18 protein-coding genes are annotated in these 19,981 nt (G+C 44.9%); 5 read left to right on the top strand and 13 right to left on the bottom strand.

The window, feature by feature from the left end:
- Positions 1–18: 18 nt before the first annotated feature.
- The 3 genes from H6G32_RS11845 to clpS form a co-directional block, all read right to left on the bottom strand.
- A complete protein-coding gene (locus H6G32_RS11845) occupies positions 19–315 on the bottom strand; it encodes a hypothetical protein (RefSeq protein ID WP_190458366.1) in 297 nt (98 codons plus the stop codon).
- A 2-nt stretch (positions 316–317) separates the two neighbouring features.
- The gene (locus H6G32_RS11840) at positions 318–1,154 is read right to left on the bottom strand and encodes a CPBP family intramembrane glutamic endopeptidase (RefSeq protein WP_190458364.1); all 837 of its coding nucleotides are present in this window, start codon (positions 1,152–1,154) and stop codon (positions 318–320) included.
- Between the two features lie 76 nt (positions 1,155–1,230).
- Positions 1,231–1,512 carry an ATP-dependent Clp protease adapter ClpS gene (gene clpS, locus H6G32_RS11835; protein WP_190458362.1) on the bottom strand — a complete coding sequence of 94 codons (282 nt, stop codon included), beginning with the start codon at positions 1,510–1,512 and terminating at the stop codon, positions 1,231–1,233.
- Positions 1,513–1,781: 269 nt separating this feature from the next.
- Between clpS and H6G32_RS11830 the strand changes: the two genes are divergently transcribed.
- Positions 1,782–2,165, top strand: a complete 384-nt coding sequence (locus tag H6G32_RS11830; RefSeq protein WP_190458360.1) for a hypothetical protein — start codon at positions 1,782–1,784, stop codon at positions 2,163–2,165.
- 442 nt (positions 2,166–2,607) lie between these two features.
- On the opposite strand, the gene H6G32_RS11825 is transcribed toward H6G32_RS11830, so the two are convergent.
- Positions 2,608–2,805, bottom strand: a complete 198-nt coding sequence (locus H6G32_RS11825) for a hypothetical protein (RefSeq protein WP_190458358.1) — start codon at positions 2,803–2,805, stop codon at positions 2,608–2,610.
- A 649-nt stretch (positions 2,806–3,454) separates the two neighbouring features.
- On the opposite strand from H6G32_RS11825, the gene H6G32_RS11820 reads away from it, so the two are divergent.
- The 3 genes from H6G32_RS11820 to H6G32_RS11810 all read left to right on the top strand — a co-directional run bounded on the left by H6G32_RS11820 (position 3,455) and on the right by H6G32_RS11810 (position 9,841).
- Positions 3,455–6,085, top strand: coding sequence for a TIGR03960 family B12-binding radical SAM protein (locus tag H6G32_RS11820; protein ID WP_190458356.1), 2,631 nt, complete (start codon positions 3,455–3,457; stop codon positions 6,083–6,085).
- A gap of 966 nt (positions 6,086–7,051) precedes the next feature.
- On the top strand, positions 7,052–9,139 hold the full coding sequence (locus H6G32_RS11815) for an Rne/Rng family ribonuclease (RefSeq protein WP_190458353.1): 2,088 nt from the start codon (positions 7,052–7,054) through the stop codon (positions 9,137–9,139).
- A 9-nt stretch (positions 9,140–9,148) separates the two neighbouring features.
- Positions 9,149–9,841 (top strand): ribonuclease HII, encoded by a 693-nt coding sequence (locus H6G32_RS11810; RefSeq protein ID WP_190458351.1) that lies wholly within the window; start codon positions 9,149–9,151, stop codon positions 9,839–9,841.
- Between the two features lie 66 nt (positions 9,842–9,907).
- On the opposite strand, the gene H6G32_RS11805 is transcribed toward H6G32_RS11810, so the two are convergent.
- Positions 9,908–10,495, bottom strand: coding sequence for a DUF1997 domain-containing protein (locus tag H6G32_RS11805; protein WP_190458349.1), 588 nt, complete (start codon positions 10,493–10,495; stop codon positions 9,908–9,910).
- 94 nt (positions 10,496–10,589) lie between these two features.
- Here H6G32_RS11805 and pheA point away from each other — a divergent pair, with 94 nt between their 5' ends.
- Entirely contained in the window at positions 10,590–11,471 is an 882-nt protein-coding gene (pheA, locus tag H6G32_RS11800; RefSeq protein ID WP_190458346.1) for a prephenate dehydratase, read from the top strand.
- A 343-nt stretch (positions 11,472–11,814) separates the two neighbouring features.
- Here the strand turns inward: pheA and H6G32_RS11795 are convergent, their stop codons facing one another.
- The 8 genes from H6G32_RS11795 to H6G32_RS11760 form a co-directional block, all read right to left on the bottom strand.
- The gene (locus H6G32_RS11795) at positions 11,815–12,462 is read right to left on the bottom strand and encodes an LON peptidase substrate-binding domain-containing protein (RefSeq protein ID WP_190458344.1); all 648 of its coding nucleotides are present in this window, start codon (positions 12,460–12,462) and stop codon (positions 11,815–11,817) included.
- A gap of 194 nt (positions 12,463–12,656) precedes the next feature.
- Positions 12,657–12,974 (bottom strand): 30S ribosomal protein S10, encoded by a 318-nt coding sequence (gene rpsJ / locus H6G32_RS11790; protein ID WP_008232935.1) that lies wholly within the window; start codon positions 12,972–12,974, stop codon positions 12,657–12,659.
- A gap of 163 nt (positions 12,975–13,137) precedes the next feature.
- The gene (tuf, locus tag H6G32_RS11785) at positions 13,138–14,367 is read right to left on the bottom strand and encodes an elongation factor Tu (protein ID WP_190458342.1); all 1,230 of its coding nucleotides are present in this window, start codon (positions 14,365–14,367) and stop codon (positions 13,138–13,140) included.
- Between the two features lie 23 nt (positions 14,368–14,390).
- Positions 14,391–16,469 (bottom strand): elongation factor G, encoded by a 2,079-nt coding sequence (fusA, locus tag H6G32_RS11780; protein WP_190458340.1) that lies wholly within the window; start codon positions 16,467–16,469, stop codon positions 14,391–14,393.
- 137 nt (positions 16,470–16,606) lie between these two features.
- Positions 16,607–17,077, bottom strand: a complete 471-nt coding sequence (gene rpsG / locus H6G32_RS11775) for a 30S ribosomal protein S7 (protein ID WP_015210288.1) — start codon at positions 17,075–17,077, stop codon at positions 16,607–16,609.
- Between the two features lie 360 nt (positions 17,078–17,437).
- Positions 17,438–17,821 (bottom strand): 30S ribosomal protein S12, encoded by a 384-nt coding sequence (gene rpsL / locus H6G32_RS11770; RefSeq protein ID WP_015129154.1) that lies wholly within the window; start codon positions 17,819–17,821, stop codon positions 17,438–17,440.
- A gap of 168 nt (positions 17,822–17,989) precedes the next feature.
- Positions 17,990–18,328 (bottom strand): HesB/IscA family protein, encoded by a 339-nt coding sequence (locus H6G32_RS11765; RefSeq protein WP_190458338.1) that lies wholly within the window; start codon positions 18,326–18,328, stop codon positions 17,990–17,992.
- A gap of 851 nt (positions 18,329–19,179) precedes the next feature.
- Positions 19,180–19,599, bottom strand: a complete 420-nt coding sequence (locus tag H6G32_RS11760) for a phosphomannose isomerase type II C-terminal cupin domain (protein ID WP_190458336.1) — start codon at positions 19,597–19,599, stop codon at positions 19,180–19,182.
- Positions 19,600–19,981 lie beyond the last annotated feature (382 nt).

Genomic DNA, 19,981 nt, shown 5'->3' with positions numbered 1-19,981 from the left:
AACATGAAATAGAAATGATTATTTCTTAAAAAAACTACAAATCATCTCACCAGGACTATTCTGTGTAAATTGAGTTATACTCCCATCTTTTTTCACCTTGAACCTACCCCGACAGTTGTAAACTTCTACAGGTATTTTTACCTCATCAACACTCACAGCAGCCCTATATTCCCAATATTTCTTGGCACTACGTTTGATACTGAGAATGCAAATTTCCTGTCCTTCATAATTGCGGCATACCTTAGCCAAAGCTGGAGAGGCTACAGACAAAGAAAGTATTAATACTAGTAAAAGTACAATGAAACGTTTAATCATACTTAAACTTTAACACTCCGCCTCCGCATCCATAAAGCCAATCCACTCATAAATAGCACCCCCATCACACCTTGTAGAGGATTTTTATTCACACCAGTTACCCAGTCAGGAACTTGTTGAGAATATGTCATTAGTTCCCCTACATTAATAATGTAATAACCCCAAACTAAACCACCATGTAAACCAATTGGTAAGCCCAAACGTCCCCGTCGCCAACGCTTACCCCATACCAGCGTTAAGCCTAGCAATACTAAAGCTGGAAATTGCGGCAATGTGTGAATAATTGCCTCCAGTGGTTTAATAAAGTGCGCTACAGCAAATAAAATGGCATTTGTCCATTGTGCCATGGACGGACTGTAATCTCGCTGCAATTCATCCAACAACCAACCCCGAAAGAATAATTCCTCACCAAAGGCCACTGCTAAACTAATCAGCAAACCTTCTAAAATAATTTTGAGTAAAAAAACTTGTGGTGGTTGCCAAATTAACCAACCTAATAAACCCTGTAAACTAAATATACTCAAAACACTAATGAATCCAATAGCTAAACCCCGCAGCACATCTAAACCATTTAGACGTGAAAACTCTAAACCATAATCAGTGAATATTTGCGGTTGCTGATAGACTTGCTTACCCCATAACTTCACCAGAAAAATAAACTCTGCACACAATATCGGCATTGTCAAGATACTTGCTAAATTGCCATGGTCATTTCTCTCACCCACTATCCTGTAAATTAGTGCGGCTAGGGGCAACCATAAAAGCAATAACAAGCAAATAAAACAACCCAGCCTCAGAGGAGCAGGGCGTTGGGCGAGTTGAGGTAAGTTGATTTTCATAGCACGTCAGTCAATAATCATTAGTCCACTATATATTTCTGCTAATGACTAATGACTAATGACTAATGACTAATGACTATTCATCAGGTTCAATAGTGCTGATCAAACCATGACTTTTTAATGTTTCGCAATAAAACTCAGCATGTTCCAGAGCGCAAGTAATGACTAAGGCTAGCCCATTAGTATGGGCCTCCATCATAATGCTAACAGCCTGGGGCTGGGTGAGATTCGGCACAGTGGTTATTAACACTTGAACTACATACTCCATAGGGTTGTAGTCGTCGTTATGGAGCAAAACGCGATACCGAGGCGCGAGCTTGCGGGATGTGGAACGCTTCTCAATGGTTTCGACTGACACTGCTCTTTGCTCTTTTATCGTTGATTTACTACAACAAGGTTTCTGTCCAGCATCTGCTTAACAGTTATTCACTCATTCTATAGCATTTTTATCCAAATTCTACGACAGAAGGAATTTTTGCTGCCAAATTTTGATTGCACAGACAGATAAACAGGAGATTGCTGGCACCATTGGGGTTACAGGAATTTTTCTTCAGGATAGGGGCTGCTCACTCTTAAAATTAAGAAAGCTGCAATACTATCCTTGGCGGTAGCCCCATCTGCATAATTATGGATATTAGCTTCAACTTTCAACCAGGACAAATTGTGTCTTTAGAGCATGGCCACAGGAATCTCTATGCAGAAGTTATTCAAGTTGTAGTTTCCCGTCAGTTATGCTGGGTGCGTCCTTGGCTGCTGGTCGCTTTCACCCATGAACCACCGCTAGTCACTGATCTGCGAGATGCGTCTGACCTGTTTTGGCCTGTAAATTTATTTCGACCTGCTCTAGACACAGAAGTAATTACCCTATTGAGTCAAGTTTTGGCAAAAGACCCAAAAGCTGAACCTGACTCAGTGGCTAATCAACAACTCAATCAGTTTATTCACCAACTTTGGCAAGCTTCCCAAGAGGGATTAGGGGGTGAAAACAAGATTCTCAAAGCCGCTAAATAGCGAAGGCTTACCAATTTTGTCCAGGTTTTTCCCCAAGGATTGGCAATTAGGGATTGTGAAGATTTGCCGATATTACTTTTTACCTGTGTTAAGCCTTTAATTCCAATAACATTACCAACAACAAAACCAGTCTGCCCGCTTGCCATATTAATTATGTCAACTCCCTTGGTTGGTCACGAGTTGATTCTGTTTACGGTTAATTTCAGCAAACAGATAGGGAGGAATTCTGCCTCAGCGTTTAGCAAACTGCATGACAATTTATTACTAATGCAAATGTGGATGCTCATTAGCCCAATTTACGCCACGCTAGAGAATTAAATAGTCAAGCTCACAGAAAAACACGCTCTGTTGATTTGGCGTTTATAATGCGCGTTGCCTTGTTGGCAACTTTTACCTATTTGAAACTTTGATAGCTATCTTAATACTGAATTAATTTCGATGATTATCCCAGGCTAGGAACCAACTTAACTCGGCCAGCATCCATCTCTGCCATTAACAATTCCAGTGCTTCGTAGTCAACGTCAGATATATAACCTAATTCCGTCAGTTCTGAGTTGATTTCATTTTCTATTTCTGGCGTTAATCTTTTTATGTCCAGAGCTTTCTCTACCAATTGACGGATTACGTATCGTGTTCTCATAAGGAATAAACCAAATGTAATTGCTACTCATTATCCAAGATAAAGCCAGGTATAAAAAGTGATCCAAACACCTGCATTATGGTGATCTAGGTCACAACAAAATTGAGATATATAGTTCTTCATTAGCCCTGAACTCTATTACCTAGAAAGGTAAAAATTAGGGATTTTTTTCTACAGCCGACTTTTGATTAAATTTGCTTGAGTCATAGATTCAGAAAGGTTTCTAATCTTACTCAAAGATGATTAATCTGCATGAGGGCTGTCTATGTTGATTGTTTTTTAACTCAACCAAAAAAAATGTATATATAAATACATTTTATAGTGTACTTATGACAATCTTTAAACAGAGATGTAAAAGCAATAAAGATTCAGCAAAGAAACCTAACATATCTGGTCAAAATGAGAAAAAACAGATTATGTTCAAACAAACTTCAGCCTTCCAGCTTAATAACTTTAATGGGAATACTCATGGTGAGGTTGTTTCATCAGTTAGATACAGTGGATCAGTTGTTGTGGGTGTCAGCCTGAGTTGAGATTAATTTATGTAACAGATTTGGAAGTTGCTCCCGATCAACTCAGTCGAAAAGCTTAATCAATGCTAGTGTTGAAAGAGAGTGGCGGTAATTTAAGGTAGCTAGAAGATAGCACAGTGACTGTTGCAGTTGAACAATTAATAACCTCGGATATTTTAAAACCAGCTCGTTACCTGGGTAACGAGCGATTAGCAGTACATAAGCCTTGGGATAGGGCAGAGATCCGCTGGGTCTTAACCTACCCAGAAGTATATGAAGTTGGTGCCTCTAATTTAGGGCATGTGATTCTCTATAACATCTTGAATGCCCAACCGCGCCAGTTGTGCGATCGCGCTTATCTACCAGGATCAGACTTGGCGGCCAAACTCCGTGCCACCAATACACCCTTGTTTGCAGTAGAGTCCAAGCGCCCTCTGACAGAATTTGACATTTTAGGCTTTAGCCTCAGTTATGAACTGGGAGCAACCAACATCCTAGAAATGTTGGATTTAGCTGGGATTCCGCTGACATGGCAAGAAAGGTTAGCGGGGAATTACCCCCTAATTTTTGCTGGTGGACAGACGGCAACATCGAATCCTGAACCTTACGCTGACTTCTTTGACTTTTTCGCCCTAGGAGATGGGGAGGAACTCTTACCAGAAATTGGCTTGGTGTTGGCGTTCGGTAAGCAAACGGGATTGAGTCGAGAAGAATTATTACTAGATTTGGCACAGATACCAGGCGTCTATGTCCCCCAATTTTATGAAATGAAAGCGGGCGGTGCAGTTGAGCCTCAGCGGCCAGATGTACCACTAAGAGTGCTCAGACGGGTGGCGACGCCGATTCCCGCATATTCCATTGGGCTAGTGCCCTACGTGGAAACCGTCCATGACCGCCTGACAATGGAAATTCGGCGCGGCTGTACTCGCGGTTGTCGCTTCTGCCAACCAGGAATGCTAACCCGACCAGCACGGGATGTAGAACCAGACAAGGTGGTAAAAGCAATTGAGGAGGGAATGCGGGCGACAGGTTACAATGAGTTTTCCCTGTTATCTCTGAGTTGTTCCGATTATTTGTCCCTACCAGCGGTGGGGATGGAAATCAAAAATCGATTAAAAAATGAAAATATTTCCCTGACTTTACCCAGCCAACGAGTAGATAGATTTGATGAGAATATTGCCAACATCCTTGGTGGTACGCGGCAAGGTGGGCTGACTTTTGCCCCGGAAGCTGGCACTCAGCGGATGCGGGACATTGTAAATAAGGGTTTGACGAATGAAGAATTGCTGCGGGGTGTGAAAACGGCTTGGGAGCAGGGCTGGGATAAAATCAAGTTGTATTTCATGATTGGTTTGCCGGGTGAGACAGATGCCGATGTTTTGGGCATTGCAGAAACGGTCAGCTGGTTGCAGCGAGAATGCCGGGGAAAAGGGAGAAAGCCGCTCAACTTTAACTTGACGATTTCTAACTTTACGCCCAAGCCCCATACACCCTTTCAATGGCACTCTGTTTCTACATCTGAATTTAAGCGCAAGCAACGGCTACTGCGGCTAGAATTCCGCCGGAGTAGGGGAGTGAAGATTAATTTTACTGATGTCCGCATTTCGGCAATGGAGGACTTTATTGGCCGGGGCGATCGCTCATTGGGCAAAGTAGTCCGCCGTGCTTGGGAATTGGGCGCAGGCATGGATTCCTGGTATGAGAATATAGATCAGGCTTTTGGAGCTTGGGAAAGTGCGATCTCCGAAGCTGGTTTAGACTGGAAATATCGCCTAGTAGAAAACGGCGAATGGAATCTGTTTTATGCACAAGAGCAGCAGAGTAGCAATGATGGGCAAAATACCCAAGAAACCACTCAGCAGTTACTGGACGCTCCCCTACCTTGGGATCATATCGATACAGGGATTGATAAAAAATGGCTCCAGCAAGACTTGCAACGCGCCCTAGAAGCCGCAATTGTCCCAGACTGCTCTTTTGAAGGTTGTTCCCATTGTGGCGTCTGTGGCACTGATTTTGGCCACAATGTTGTAATTGAGCCGCCAGCTATTCCAGAATTCGCTGGCCAATTTGTCCCCAACACAACCAAGGCACAACGACTGCGCGTCTGGTTTGGTAAGCAGGGCGATATGACTTTGGTGAGTCACCTAGATTTGATGCGCCTGTTTGACCGAGTAATGCGGCGCGCAGGAATACCTGTGGCTTTCACCGGTGGGTTTCATCCGAGTCCGCGGATCATTCTAGCCAGTGCCTTGTCCCTGGGTCTTTCAAGCAGCGGTGAAATCGTGGATTTTGAATTAACTGCGCCAGTATCGGTGGATAGTTTTCGGGAAAAACTGGCTCGCGAACTGCCCACAGACATACCTATATATGATGTGGTAGAGATAGATTTAAAGTCTCCAGCAGCTAGTCAACTGATGGCAGCGGCGGAGTATTTGCTCACTGTAGCTACAGAAGGGCAGGCGACATCGACACAATGGCACTCCTGGATTGATACCATTATTGCCAAAGACGAAATCTGGTGGGAGCATACAACTAAGTCAGGCAAGAGCCAGTTAATAAATCTGCGCGATCGCTTATTTGAGTTGGAATTGGTAGAAACCCAAATTAGCGAAGCAGACTCTACATCTGTCTTGCGTTATTTGGGTAGCTGTCGCCACGACGGTTCGCTGTTGCGTCCAGAACAAATCCTGTCTATGCTAGAAGTAGTGGCTGATGTAGAATTTCATCTCCTGCACATCCACCGCAATCAACTAGTTTTAGGGATATAATCCCTGAAGGGCAACTTGCTAGTAGTTGTCCTGATGTAGCACATCATGGGAATTGATTTTTAGCAAGGTTGCGTTAGAATGGGATGAAGAGAAATTTTCTGGCGCTGCATTGAATGACCTGGTTCACTACCCTGGTACTCAGGGGGCGAAAGCAAAGATATAAGAGTGCAACTTCTAGGATTTTATCCCAGATAAACTGAGGCAGATTAAAGAACACACTCTCTCTATAGCTACCTTGTGAATCAGGCACTAACAACAGGCTCCGTCAGCTTCTCTAACTCTATGATTTTTAAAACAACTGCTGAATGCCTAATCCACAGTAGTGCTGAGGAGCCAGTGCGTTGCTCTGGTTGAGAGAGTAAAGCAGTATCCTCCGGAGGGTGGCTTGGCAAAGAGTAGCAATTGATGTTACTGAGTGCTGAGTTTAACCATCAGGATGAATCTGGGGAATGGAGAACAGAAGTAGTTTCTTTTTCTTAACGACTCCAGTCGATTGCTTTCAAATCAAGTGTCCTGAGTCAAATGCTCACCCAGGAACACTCGATTGCTCAAATCGAGGGAGTGCGGTGCTCTTCCTCCATTTAGTCGTAGCAACTCCCGTGGAAAACCCCCTATTCTGCGGACTGCCTCATCAACGCCGTGGCTCCCCAAGATCAGACTACTTCACCACGCCACTGGCACCTGAGGACTTTCAACTTAGGAATTCCTTTGGTGAAGGTATTGCACCAAAAATCGACCACGGATGGTTGATTTCACTACTTAAACAATATGCATTGCAGCCCTTCTGGAATAATCAGGCGTGTAAACGCCCTTCCCAGTGTTAATGGCTCCATAACTTTGATTGAGAGCTTCTGATTCGCAAAGTTTATTACCAGTAGCGCCTTTTAGTGGCTACTGTAGGGGCGAGAGGCATCTACAGTAGGTCTCCTAATCCCCGTTGGTGCTGCCAATTTTTGAGGAAATTGAATGCCAAAACAAATTATCATCGCGGAGCAGCATCAAATTGCTGCCGTCTTTTCTGAAGATCAAATACAAGAACTCGTTGTCGCCACGGGTCATCACCAAATTGGTGATATTTACTTAGGAGTAGTAGAAAATGTATTACCTGGGATAGACGCGGCTTTTGTCAATATCGGCGACCCAGAGCGCAACGGCTTTATTCATGTAACTGATTTGGGCCCATTGAAGCTCAAACGCACCGCAGCAGCGATTACAGAACTGTTAGCACCACAGCAAAAAGTGTTGGTGCAAGTCATGAAAGAGCCAACGGGAACAAAAGGCCCGAGGCTTACGGGTAATATAACTTTACCCGGACGCTATGTCGTGCTGATGCCCTATGGTAGAGGTGTAAATTTATCCCGGCGGATTAAGAGTGAAAGCGAGCGCAACCGCTTGCGGGCCCTAGCAATTTTGATCAAACCTGCGGGAATGGGTTTGCTGGTACGCACAGAAGCCGAAGGCAAGCCAGAGGAAGCGATTATTGAAGACTTAGAAGCCCTGCAAAAGCAATGGGAAGCTATTCAGCAGGAAGCACATTCCACCCGTGCGCCAGCATTACTCAACCGGGATGATGACTTTATCCAGCGCGTGTTGCGAGATATGTACGGTGCGGATGTGAATCGGATTGTAGTCGATTCCAGTACTGGTTTGAAGCGGGTGAAGCAGTATTTGCAGAACTGGAGTGGGGGTCAAACACCGCAGGGATTGTTGATTGACCATCATCGCGATCGCTCTCCCATTTTAGAATACTTCCGCATCAATGCCGCCATTCGCGAAGCCCTTAAACCCAGAGTAGACCTACCTTCTGGTGGTTACATTATCATCGAGCCAACTGAGGCATTAACGGTAATCGATGTCAACTCTGGTTCTTTTACGCGATCGGCAACAGCCAGAGAAACCGTACTGTGGACGAACTGCGAAGCGGCTACTGAAATTGCGCGTCAGCTGCGTCTGCGGAATATTGCCGGCGTAATCGTCGTTGATTTTATTGATATGGAATCACGGCGTGACCAACTGCAAGTTCTAGAACACTTTAACAAAGCACTCAAAGCAGACAAAGCCCGTCCTCAGATTGCCCAACTCACTGAGCTAGGTTTGGTAGAACTGACCCGCAAGCGTCAAGGACAAAACATTTACGAATTGTTTGGTGAAACTTGCCCCACCTGTGGCGGTTTAGGGCATACAGTACGGTTACCTGGAGAACACGAAAACCGATTGCCAACACCAGCAGCAGAAAACAGCGAGCGTTTTGTATCCTTGCCTCATAGAGAACCACGTCTGTCATCTGCCCGCGTCACAGAATCACGAGAAACCTATGATGGATTTGGGGAAGCTTATGATGGTGACTCAGATTCAGCTGCCCTGAATCTAATCAATCATCCCAGCTATCAAGAACTAGGTGATAACAACAAGCGTCGTACCCGGACTCGCCGGAGTCGAATTGGTATCAATGGCGCAAGTGTGAAAGATGAGCCTACTAGAGTAGTTGCCAATCCACTAGCTTTTGTCAACGAGCCAGACTTAGACCTGGATACCGAAGCAGAACTAGTAACAACACCAGAAATACCCGCCCCTAACCTTGGCAAACCCGGTTGGACTGAAAGAGCAGAGCGCACGAAAATTACCAAAGCAGAACCCGTTAAACCTGTGGTAGAACCACCGGAGATTAGGACGGTAGAAATGAGCCTACAGGAACAAGATGTTTTCGCTTTGATGGGAATTTCTCCCTTAGTGAAATTAGAGCGGGAGGTGAAAAATCCCAAATCTGTAATTATTAACATTGTTCAACCTGGACATCTGCCGACTACACCAACTGAATCGACGCCAGAACCAATTGTCATAGAAAAAGCGATCGCTGAAGTCGCCCCAGTCAAGATACCTGCACAACAAGTTGAGATAGAAGAAAAACCCTTCCCCCAACCTGTAATTGAGCCATTAGAGTTTGTGACCCTAGCAGATGAAAGTGAAGCCAATAGTGCCTCCACTGCCAGCCGTCGCCGTCGTCGTCGTTCTTCAGCATTGGATGCAGACACCGCCAACGGTGAAGAAAGTTAACTGAACTTTATGTTAAAGACAGAGCCAACTGCCACTGCTGTTTGTTTATCAGCATCTCCGGGGGAGGCGCCTTGGTTGGAGTTGTCCACTTTTTTAGATATTCAGGGGCTGGTTGTCGGTGTAGATGAAGTGGGGCGAGGTGCTTTATTTGGCCCTGTAGTTGCCGCGGCAGTGATACTACCAAAGCATACTTGGCCAGAACTCATAGCATCTGGAATTAAAGACAGTAAAAAGTTGTCTATATCTCGTCGGACTCAGCTAGCACAGCAAATTGGTGTGCTGGCTATAGACTGGAAAATCGGTTTTGCGACCACTGCGGAAATTGACCAAATGAATATTTTGCAGGCAACGCTGTTAGCAATGAAGCGGGCTGTGCAGAAGCTGAAGGTACAGCCTGTACTCTGCCTCGTTGATGGCAATCAGTCAGTCAAAGATTTGCTAGTGCCGCAACAAACAATAGTCAAAGGAGACGAGCGATCGCTTAATATTGCCTCTGCCAGCATTGTCGCTAAAGTTTGGCGTGACGATCTGGTGATGCGTCTGGCATCAAAGTACCCCATGTACAACTTGGAACGTAATAAAGGTTACGGCAGCCAGCAACATTTGCTGGCTCTGCAACAGTACGGCCCCTCACCCCTACATCGCAAGTCTTTTCGTCCTTGCCAAATGAGTATGCTGAGGAAGCAGTGCCTTGCTCTTTAATAAGTTGTAGCAACTGGCGTTGCTGAGTGCTGAGTGTTGAGTATTGAATACTGAGTGAGTAAAAAATTACTCTAAATTCAGGATTGGCAATTCAGCACCGTCATCGTCAAGCCCTATTTCCTTGGTTTGTGATATTACCCAGTGACGATAATCCAATAAAAGTTGATGTAGCAATCTTTGCTTAACCGTCAATAGCACGCTCTTGAGCAAACCATTGCCAGTGGCTTCTAAAATTGGCTTGGGAGTGAGGGAAAATGGCACTGGCAGATCCACTTGCACTTCTAAATCGGCTCTTCCTTGTAGGCGAGTGCCAGTACTTAGGTGGTAGGGAGATAAATAACCTTTTAAATTCAGAGCAAAGCGTTGGTTAATATACTCGAAACCAAGGATTTCACAACCCACCGAGCGTAAATAAATCATTCCATTGGCATCTGCCCAAACTCTCATGTCTACAGTTGGTTGAATACTCAATGACATAAAAGCTAGAGGACGCATTTTCAAGCGAAATACTTCTGAAGAAAGTTGCTGAATCCGGCTGTTGTCAACCATTGCATTTACCAGCCGTTGAGGCTGACGCAAGTAGTGCTGAATGGGAATAGGCTGCTTTGGGACAGCGATTTCGACCGATTGGGAGGCAATAAACCGGATAGCCATGAGTGAATTAAATAATCTGTTCTATAATTTTAATATTTTTTAATAAATTGGATTGATAGAGTATCAATTAAACTCATAACTAAAGGCACAAAGCATGACTCTATCAATTGCACATTTAGGCCCTCCAGGTACTTACACAGAACAAGCAGCTTTTTTCTACGTCAACTGGCTGAACAAAACTCAGGGAGTAGAAGCTATCTTATGCCCCTATCCCACCATTGCCCAGTCACTGCAAGCCGTTGCTGTTGATCAAGCCCAGTTAGCAGTTGTGCCAATGGAAAACTCCATTGAAGGAAGTGTGAGCATGACAATGGATGCGCTATGGCAGTTGGACAGTTTGCAAATTCAGTTGGCTTTAGTCATGCCAATCGTCCATACCTTAATTTCCTGCGCGGCTAGTTTAGATCGAATTGAAACTGTTTATTCTCATCCCCAAGCTTTGGCACAATGTCAGGGATGGTTGGAGCAGTTTCTCCCAACTGTGCAGTTAATTCCCCGCAACTCTACAACTGAAGCATTACAGGGGCTAGAGCAAGAGGTAACAACGGCGGCAATTTCATCTAGCAGAGCAGCTCAACTTTACAGCTTACCCATATTAGCGAGTGGTATTAACGACTATCCAGAAAACTCGACCCGGTTTTGGGTGATCAGCCAAAATCAACATCAAGCACAGGCTGCTCACTATATTTCTTCCACAAGTACCAGCCACACCTCCTTGGCTTTAAGTGTTCCTGCCAATGTACCTGGTGCATTGCTCCAAATCTTGCAAGTATTCGCTCAACTAGGTATTAACCTCAGTCGGATTGAGTCTCGTCCGACGAAGCGCTCCCTAGGAGAATACTTGTTTTTTATTGACGCGGAAGCAGACCTTACCGCACCACAAATGCAATCTGCTTTGCCAGAGTTAGAGGCTTACACAGAAGTGTTAAAAATATTTGGCAGCTATAATGTCTTGCCAGTTAGCCCTCAAGAGTGACGCTTCTTCAAAATTCAAAATTATCTCATAGAGCCTTGGGAAAAACCTGTCCTTTCATTGGCGGTTCCAACGCACCGAAGGCGGCTTTGACAATCTCGTTTTCACACAATATCTTGGGTGAAGCCGCCAAAAAGCACCGAGTTTACCCATCTGACGAGTAGATTTTGGATCAGGAACCGCCAATGAAAGGATAACTTTAATGAAGCCCGACCGCACCTAGGTTGTCTTCGTAGCACCTAGAGCAAGAGGCACAAAATTCAAAAAAATCAAAGGATACAGAGCCAGTTGAATTGATTGATTTGATAATTTTGAATTTTGAATTTCCCCCTAGGAGGCTGACTCATTAACTTTGATTAAATGTGTCTTTGAGAACAGCACGAGCTGCTAAATGATTACGAGTAGAAGTCAAAATTTCTGCTTCCCGTCCCAGACGAGCCGATGTATCCTGTATTTCTAGTAATGCCTGCTGCTCTGCAGCGACACCATAGAGGTTACTTGCCACCCAATAAGATAGCTCTGTTGGCAAATCTGGTAAATCTTCTGGCAGTTCGATATTTTGTTCAGTTAACTTGGCTGAGAGACGCACGACATCTCGCAGCAGTTGCTCTACCTCATTGGCCAAAGGTCGCAAATCCTTAGTCGGTGGCTGATCTTCAATCCACTCAACTAAACCTACACGGTACGGTTTTTCGCGGACATACTCTAAGACACGAAACCTTTGTTGTCCCAAGGTCAACATCTTCATCCGATCATCTGGCAGCCGCTGACAATGAATAATTTCTGCACAACAGCCAACGTTTGCAATTGTGCCTTTGACTGGATCGACCATCAAAACCCCAAACCTGCGATCGCTCTCTAAAATCGTATTCATCATGATTCGGTAGCGAAATTCAAAGATGTGCAGGGGTAATGGCCTGGAGGGAAACAGAACCACTTCGGGTAACGGGAACAGAGGTAGTTCGCGAACAGCAATTTTAGATGAGGATGTCATTGTTACCTTGGTATAAATTTAATTTTTAAAATTAATTTTTCTTTGCTTTTCCCGTACTTTATTTACATTCTATCATCTGTTTCATAGCTAATAAAAAGCCCTGAGGTAAATTTCTTCAGGGCTAGGTAAATATTCATACTAATATCAATGGACAGTTGTTTTTTCTTAACTACTGACAACTGACAACTAACTCATTACAGCTTGACTTCAATATCCACACCCGACGGTAGATCCAGTTTCATCAGAGCATCAATAGTTTTAGAAGAAGGCTGGTAAATGTCAATAATCCGGCGATGGGTGCGAGTTTCAAAGTGTTCCCGTGAGTCTTTATCTACGTGAGGCGATCGCAGCACGCAGTAGATCCGCCGTTTTGTTGGTAAAGGTATGGGTCCTATTGCTGTAGCATTAGTGCGGTTAGCTGTGTCTACAATCTTCTCGCAAGATGTATCTAATAAGCGCCGGTCAAAAGCTTGTAAGCGAATTCTAATTTTCTGCTGCTGTAGAGTTGCCATCTTCTTTAATTGTCCAGGTTCTAGATATTTTAGATTTTAGATTTTGGATTTTAGATTCAATCTAAAATCCTTGCATCCAAAATCTAAAATGGTTTGAGGGAAGCGAAAGGAGCAGAGAGGCATGATACCATCTCTGCTCCTTTGTTATGAGAGCAAAAATGTGCTATTTGAGGATTTTGGAGACGACACCAGCACCAATGGTGCGACCACCTTCACGAATAGCGAAGCGCATACCTTGCTCAATAGCGATCGCGTTGATCAATTCAACTGTCATTTTGATGCGATCGCCTGGCATTACCATTTCCGCTTCACTGCCATCATCAGAGGTGAAAGCTGTGATCGTACCAGTTACATCAGTTGTCCGTACGTAGAACTGGGGACGATAGCCAGAGAAAAATGGAGTCTTGCGACCACCTTCTTTTTCTGTCAGAACGTATACTTCACCTTCAAATTGATTGTGAGGTTTAATTGAACCGGGTTTGGCGATTACCATACCACGTTCAATATCAGCCTTTTGGATACCGCGCAGAAGTACACCGGCATTATCCCCAGCCATACCTTGATCAAGACTCTTCTTGAACATCTCGATCCCAGTTACGGTAGTGGCGCGAGTATCTCGAATACCAACTAGTTCGACGTTATCGCCGACTTTGACTATACCCCGTTCAATCCGACCAGTGGCAACAGTACCACGACCTGTAATAGAGAACACGTCCTCTACAGCCATCAGGAAGGGCTTATCTACATCCCGTTCAGGGGTGGGGATGTAGGAATCTACAGCATCCATTAGTTCGTAGATTTTGTCTACCCAGGGATTTTCGCCCCGTTGGGTCTTGGGATTCTTGGTCATTGCTTCGAGAGCTTGCAGACCAGATCCTTTAATAATTGGGATATCATCACCGGGGAAATCATAGCTAGAGAGCAATTCTCTCAATTCTAGTTCCACTAGTTCCAGGAGTTCTGGATCATCCATCAAGTCTTCTTTGTTCAAAAAGACAACCAGACTAGGAACACCGACCTGTTTTGCCAACAGGATGTGTTCACGGGTTTGGGGCATAGGGCCATCGGTAGCAGCCACTACCAGGATGCCGCCATCCATTTGCGCCGCACCGGTGATCATGTTCTTCACATAGTCAGCGTGTCCGGGGCAGTCTACGTGAGCATAGTGCCGATTTCCGGTTTCATACTCAACGTGAGCGGTATTGATCGTAATACCCCGTGCCTTTTCTTCTGGCGCGTTATCGATTTGGTCGTAGCCTTTAGCAATAGCCTGACCATTAGCCGCCAAGGTCATGGTAATAGCTGCTGTTAAGGTAGTTTTCCCGTGGTCAACGTGGCCAACAGTACCGATATTTATGTGGGGTTTATTTCTTTCAAACTTTGCGCGTGCCATGAATGCTCATTTCCTTATTCTAATTAAGCGTTCCCTTTGCTTTTTGCAATGATAGTTTCAGCCACGCTGCGAGGCACCTCTTCGTAGTGGCTGAACTCCATTGTGAAGATACCCCGACCTTGGGTCTTAGACCGGATATCAGTGGCGTAGCCAAACATGGTCGCCAGTGGAACTTTGGATGTCACCTTAGCGAGTCCCTGTTCAGTACTTTGGCTTTCAATCTGCCCTCGCCGGGCGATGAGGTCGCCAATTACGTTCCCGATAAAGTCTTCGGGAACTTCCACCTCAACTTTCATCATAGGCTCTAACAGTACGGGAGAAGCTTTCGCTACCGCCTCTTTCATTGCCATTGAGCCAGCAATTTTGAAAGCCATTTCTGAAGAGTCTACATCGTGGTAAGAACCATCCACCAAAGTAGCTTTGACATCAATGAGTGGATATCCAGCGACAACACCGGATTCACAACATTCTTTCATTCCTTGTTCTGCCGGGCCAACGTACTCTTTGGGTACGGTACCACCAACAATCTTGGAAACGAATTCAAAACCTGTGCCTGGTTCTCCTGGCTCCAAATTGATGACAACGTGACCGTATTGACCCTTACCACCGCTTTGGCGGATGAATTTACCTTCCACTTTGTTTACGGCTTTGCGAATTGTTTCGCGGTAAGCTACTTGCGGCGCACCGACATTCGCTTCCACTTTAAATTCGCGTAACATCCGGTCTACAAGAATTTCTAGGTGCAGTTCACCCATGCCTGCAATCACGGTTTGGTTGGTTTCCGGATCGACGCGAACGCGGAAGGTGGGGTCTTCTTCTGAGAGGGATTGCAGAGCCTTGGACAGCTTGTCCATATCATTTTTGGTTTTGGGTTCAACCGCTACCGAGATTACAGGCTCAGGAATGAATAGGGATTCCAGAATTACTGGCGATCCTTCATCACACAATGTGTCACCGGTTAAGGTGTCTTTCAATCCCAAGGCTGCTCCCAAGTCACCCGCCCGCAGTTCATCCACATCTTGTCGGTCATCTGCCTTCATTAGAACTAAACGGGAAATCCGTTCTTTTTTGTCCTTGGAGGCATTGAGGACGTAGCTACCCTTTTTCAGGACACCAGAATAAACGCGAACGAAGGTGAGGCGACCGTAAGGATCAGCCATAATCTTGAACGCTAGAGCTGATAAAGGTTCGTTGTCATCTGCCCGCCGTTCAACAGTTTCGCCATTCGGCAGAAGACCTTGAATTGGCGGCACTTCAGTTGGTGCTGGTAGATAATCTACAACTGCATCCAGCATCAACTGCACGCCTTTGTTTTTGAATGCTGAACCGCATAATACTGGCACAATCGTACCCGCAGTTGTGCCTTTACGCAGGGCAAGACGGATTTCCGCTTCTGTAAGTTCTTCACCCTCGAAGTACTTAGTCATCAGAGCATCATCTGTTTCTGATACTGCTTCTACCAGCTTGGTGCGGTATTCAGTTGCTTGTTCTAGCAATTCTGGCGGGATTTCTGTTTCCTGGATATCAGTACCTTGGTCGTTGTTGTAAATGTATGCACACATCCGCACCAAGTCAATAATCCCTAAGAAGTCATTTTCACTACCAATTGGCAGTTGAATGGCAATGGCATTAGCCCGCAGGCGATCGCGCATCTGCTCGTGAACCCGATAGAAGTTCGCTCCTGTGCGATCCATCTTGTTGATGAAGGCTATCCGAGGTACTTTATAGCGGTCTGCTTGCCGCCACACTGTCTCGGACTGCGGCTGAACCCCACCCACAGAACAAAATACGGCGATTACACCATCCAACACGCGCATGGAACGTTCAACTTCAATTGTGAAGTCAACGTGACCTGGGGTATCGATAATGTTAATTTGATGATCTTTCCAGCTGGTACTAATGGCAGCGGCAGTTATGGTAATTCCCCGCTCCCGCTCCTGTTCCATCCAGTCTGTGACGGCAGTTCCTTCATGAACTTCGCCAATTTTATGAATTATCCCAGAGTAAAATAATATTCTCTCTGTTGTCGTTGTTTTGCCCGCATCTATATGCGCCGCAATACCGATATTGCGTACTTTCTCTAGCGGGATCGTACGTGCCACAGCTGCCTCCTATAGTTTTTGCCTCATGATATCTTGTATATTACTCTTTGTTAAGATTCTATACTTTTACGGAAAACCGTCTTTTTGGAAAATCTACGATATACCGCGTTTGATTCAGCGATATATCGTTTCTTTACTTAGTAACGATAGTGCGCAAATGCTTTGTTGGCTTCCGCCATCCGGTGCGTTTCTTCCCGCTTGCGAATCGCACTTCCAGTTTCGTTGGCAGCATCCATTAACTCATTCGCCAATTTGCTTGCCATTGTGCGGCCTGGTCTAGCTCTGGAATATTGCACCAGCCAACGCAGTGCTAGGGTAGTACCCCGTTCTGAACGCACTTCCATTGGTACTTGGTATGTTGCTCCGCCGACTCGGCGAGCTTTCACTTCTACTAAAGGCGTTGCATTTCGCACTGCTCTTTCAAAGGTTTCCAAGGCACCGCTACCAGTGCGTTCCTCAATAGTTTTCAAGGCATCATAAACAATCCGGGCGGCAAGTGATTTCTTGCCATGACGCATGATCCGCCTGATAATCATGCTCACAAGGCGACTGTTATAAACTGAATCAGACGGAACTGGGCGCCTTTGAATAACACCACGACGAGACATACTTCACCCTTAATTCGGATTTGGCAACGAAATTATATGCTATCAGACACTGGAAACTAAAAGCGGTGGTAGCCGCCCCTCAGAGTTCCTCAATTTTTGCTCTACAGTTACAGCGAGGCACTTCCTAATTTACTTGCTACCTAATACCAGACACACAAGGCAGCAACATCGTAAACCTTAATATCTAGATTAAAGTGCTGCTGTCCCTTACCGGACTCTGCTTAAACATTGCTACACTTGAAAAGCAAGAGTGTAGTGTGTTGCTTAGTTGCTAGAAAAAGTAAGCGCCGCTTGTTTTTTTTTAATTCGGCGCTTTTAGGAGAGACGATTAATCGTGTTTGATGCGATTAATCAACTGTCCTATTTTTTCGCTGCTTTCGGGCGCTTGGTTCCATACTTGGAACGACCTTGCTTGCGGTCTTTGACTCCGGCTGTATCTAATGTGCCACGGATAATGTGGTATCTTACCCCTGGTAAGTCCTTCACCCGACCACCACGGATCATCACAACAGAGTGCTCTTGCAAGTTGTGACCAATGCCTGGAATGTAAGCTGTGACTTCAAATCCAGAGGTCAGTCTTACCCTTGCTACTTTGCGGAGAGCTGAGTTAGGCTTTTTAGGTGTAGTCGTGTATACTCTGGTACAAACACCTCGGCGTTGAGGGCATTGTTTCAGAGCCGGGGACTTTGTTTTCTGACGCGCTTTTTCGCGCTCATTACGTATTAGCTGCTGTATTGTTGGCATGAGTTACAGCGCGTAAAGCTGCTTATGGTCTAAGTTTTAACAAATCCTGATTATATCGTTTTTTATGGCTTTATGTCAATCATTAATTGTCAGCTTTTTTGGCTACTGACCACTGACTCAAGGGGCGGGTTTGAAAGAGATATTCTGTATTCCCATAACGTTGATGGTTTAAACCTGCCTTTGCTGACTAATGTTGAAGGAATTGCCACAGCCACAGGTGGCGATCGCTATTGGGTTGTGGAAACGAAACCCACCGCCCATCAAATCTTCTGAATAATCCACTGTTAAACCGTTGATGTAATTTAGGCTTTCGCCATCTATGACTACTTGAATTCCCTGGAGTTCAAACACCTGATCCCCAACTTTTACTGCATCATCAAAGGACATATCATAAAACCACCCAGAACAGCCACCGATTTCTACTGTCAATCGAAATAAGACGTTTGGCTGTTGCTTGGACTTTAATCGCCCGATCTCACTTACGGCTGCTTGACTCAAATGAATCATGGAATTCTTTTAGCAATTGAAAACCACTCATTAAAATCTAGATAAATCTGAACTTTAATGTTTGTAATGGATTAACACCACTACAAGGATAAACGGCAGTCCACGCCAGTCGCCTCAAGGGTGGGAACCACCGCAGGTTGCTGGCTCCTCTATTCCCTCAATAAAATTAGGAATTACTTTGGGATAGTTTCCACCATAAATTAACCAGAAGCTTTTTGGGGATAAATTTTAGATCAAGAACTCACCATCCGATTTTACGGCTGCTTTATCTTCAGCAATTGTACTTGAAAGCCAGCAAGTAAAACTAGATATTTGTAGATTTATGATGGATAACTGCTCGACACCCCAGATTGATGTTACAGAGGGGTTGATACTCTTAAACCATTTTCAGCCCTAGCTGAAAACCCTCATAAACAATTTTGTTATCGGCTAATGCCCGATAAATTTTATTTTTTTTGGTAGAGACTCTATATTTTTAGCTATCTATCTGCCATCAGCATTCGCTATACTGGCTACTTATTATGCATCCATGAGAGGGAATGCCATCTCTAGTATAACACTGCTAGACTTTCGTCCTTGGGAAAAACCTGGACAAAATTGGCGGTTCCAACCCTTGTTGGCGGCTTCTATAATCTCGTTTTCACCGAATATCTTGGGTGATGTCGCGCTGCGCACCGATTTTACCCATCTAACGAATAGATTTTGGATCAGGAACCGCCAATGAAAGGATAACTTTAATGAAACCCCCACCTTTACCAGGTGGGGATTCGTGGCGTGCAGTAGTTAACAAAGACGGCTTGCAGAAAAAATCAGTTGATCACCCTTAAAGGTTTAGAAGCGCTTTTTTGGTTTTACTTTTCTGTACGGGCGTAGTCATCTTGGTAGCGAATGATATCATCTTCTCCCAAGTATTCGCCATTTTGCACTTCAATTAACACTAAAGGTATTACCCCAGGATTTTCTAAACGATGGGCTGTGCACTGGGGTACATAAGTTGACTGATTATTGCTCAACAACTCTTCTCGTGGGCCACAAACTACCCTAGCTGTACCAGATACAACAATCCAGTGTTCGCTGCGATGATGGTGCATTTGTAGACTGAGGCGATGTCCAGGCTTAACTTCGATGCGCTTAATTTTGTATCCGCGCCCTTCTTCCAAAACTGTAAAAGAACCCCAAGGACGCAACTCAGTTGCCGCAATGCCTCTGGAAGAGATGCCAGGGGGTAGGGGCAGAGTGCTAGTTTGGGCGGTTTCTGGAAATTGAGCCATAGTTACCTCATGTGAAGACATAACAAACCGTAATTACTCTTAACCATTAATCAAAAAAATTGACGTAGTCTTGCAACCGTGAAAATCAGTAATTTAATCCCATCTTGCTAAAGATAGCAAAACCAACCTCTATGGTGTAAAACACTGCCACTAAAGATATGGCATTTACACTAAGTCTTCATGAAGGAAAATTCTGACTTGTTCCAAACTTCAAAAAGGGATTGGAAACTGGGGAAGAGGTAATTAGCTTCTATGACCAATGACCAATAACCCTTCGGGTTCGCCAGTTGCTCATGGGGAGCCACTGCGTTGGACGGGTTCCCCGGCTTAAAGCACGTGGCGTGGAAACAAGACGGTTCTGCGCACTGGCTCACCAATGACC

It is taken from the genome of Cylindrospermum sp. FACHB-282 (assembly GCF_014697195.1).
Taxonomy (GTDB): domain Bacteria; phylum Cyanobacteriota; class Cyanobacteriia; order Cyanobacteriales; family Nostocaceae; genus Cylindrospermum.
The sequence above is the reverse complement of the archived record's forward strand: the minus strand, read 5'-3'. Positions and strand labels throughout refer to the sequence as shown.

Coding starts and splice junctions, on each gene's coding strand:
- rpsL (WP_015129154.1), bottom strand. CDS start 17,821: ATGCCAACAATACAGCAGCTAATACGTAATGAGCGCGAAAAAGCGCGT.
- H6G32_RS11840 (WP_190458364.1), bottom strand. CDS start 1,154: ATGAAAATCAACTTACCTCAACTCGCCCAACGCCCTGCTCCTCTGAGG.
- H6G32_RS11825 (WP_190458358.1), bottom strand. CDS start 2,805: ATGAGAACACGATACGTAATCCGTCAATTGGTAGAGAAAGCTCTGGAC.
- H6G32_RS11805 (WP_190458349.1), bottom strand. CDS start 10,495: ATGGCTATCCGGTTTATTGCCTCCCAATCGGTCGAAATCGCTGTCCCA.
- H6G32_RS11845 (WP_190458366.1), bottom strand. CDS start 315: ATGATTAAACGTTTCATTGTACTTTTACTAGTATTAATACTTTCTTTG.
- H6G32_RS11810 (WP_190458351.1), top strand. CDS start 9,149: ATGTTAAAGACAGAGCCAACTGCCACTGCTGTTTGTTTATCAGCATCT.
- H6G32_RS11765 (WP_190458338.1), bottom strand. CDS start 18,328: ATGATTCATTTGAGTCAAGCAGCCGTAAGTGAGATCGGGCGATTAAAG.
- H6G32_RS11760 (WP_190458336.1), bottom strand. CDS start 19,599: ATGGCTCAATTTCCAGAAACCGCCCAAACTAGCACTCTGCCCCTACCC.
- rpsG (WP_015210288.1), bottom strand. CDS start 17,077: ATGTCTCGTCGTGGTGTTATTCAAAGGCGCCCAGTTCCGTCTGATTCA.
- H6G32_RS11795 (WP_190458344.1), bottom strand. CDS start 12,462: ATGACATCCTCATCTAAAATTGCTGTTCGCGAACTACCTCTGTTCCCG.
- pheA (WP_190458346.1), top strand. CDS start 10,590: ATGACTCTATCAATTGCACATTTAGGCCCTCCAGGTACTTACACAGAA.
- rpsJ (WP_008232935.1), bottom strand. CDS start 12,974: ATGGCAACTCTACAGCAGCAGAAAATTAGAATTCGCTTACAAGCTTTT.
- H6G32_RS11815 (WP_190458353.1), top strand. CDS start 7,052: ATGCCAAAACAAATTATCATCGCGGAGCAGCATCAAATTGCTGCCGTC.
- tuf (WP_190458342.1), bottom strand. CDS start 14,367: ATGGCACGCGCAAAGTTTGAAAGAAATAAACCCCACATAAATATCGGT.
- H6G32_RS11830 (WP_190458360.1), top strand. CDS start 1,782: ATGGATATTAGCTTCAACTTTCAACCAGGACAAATTGTGTCTTTAGAG.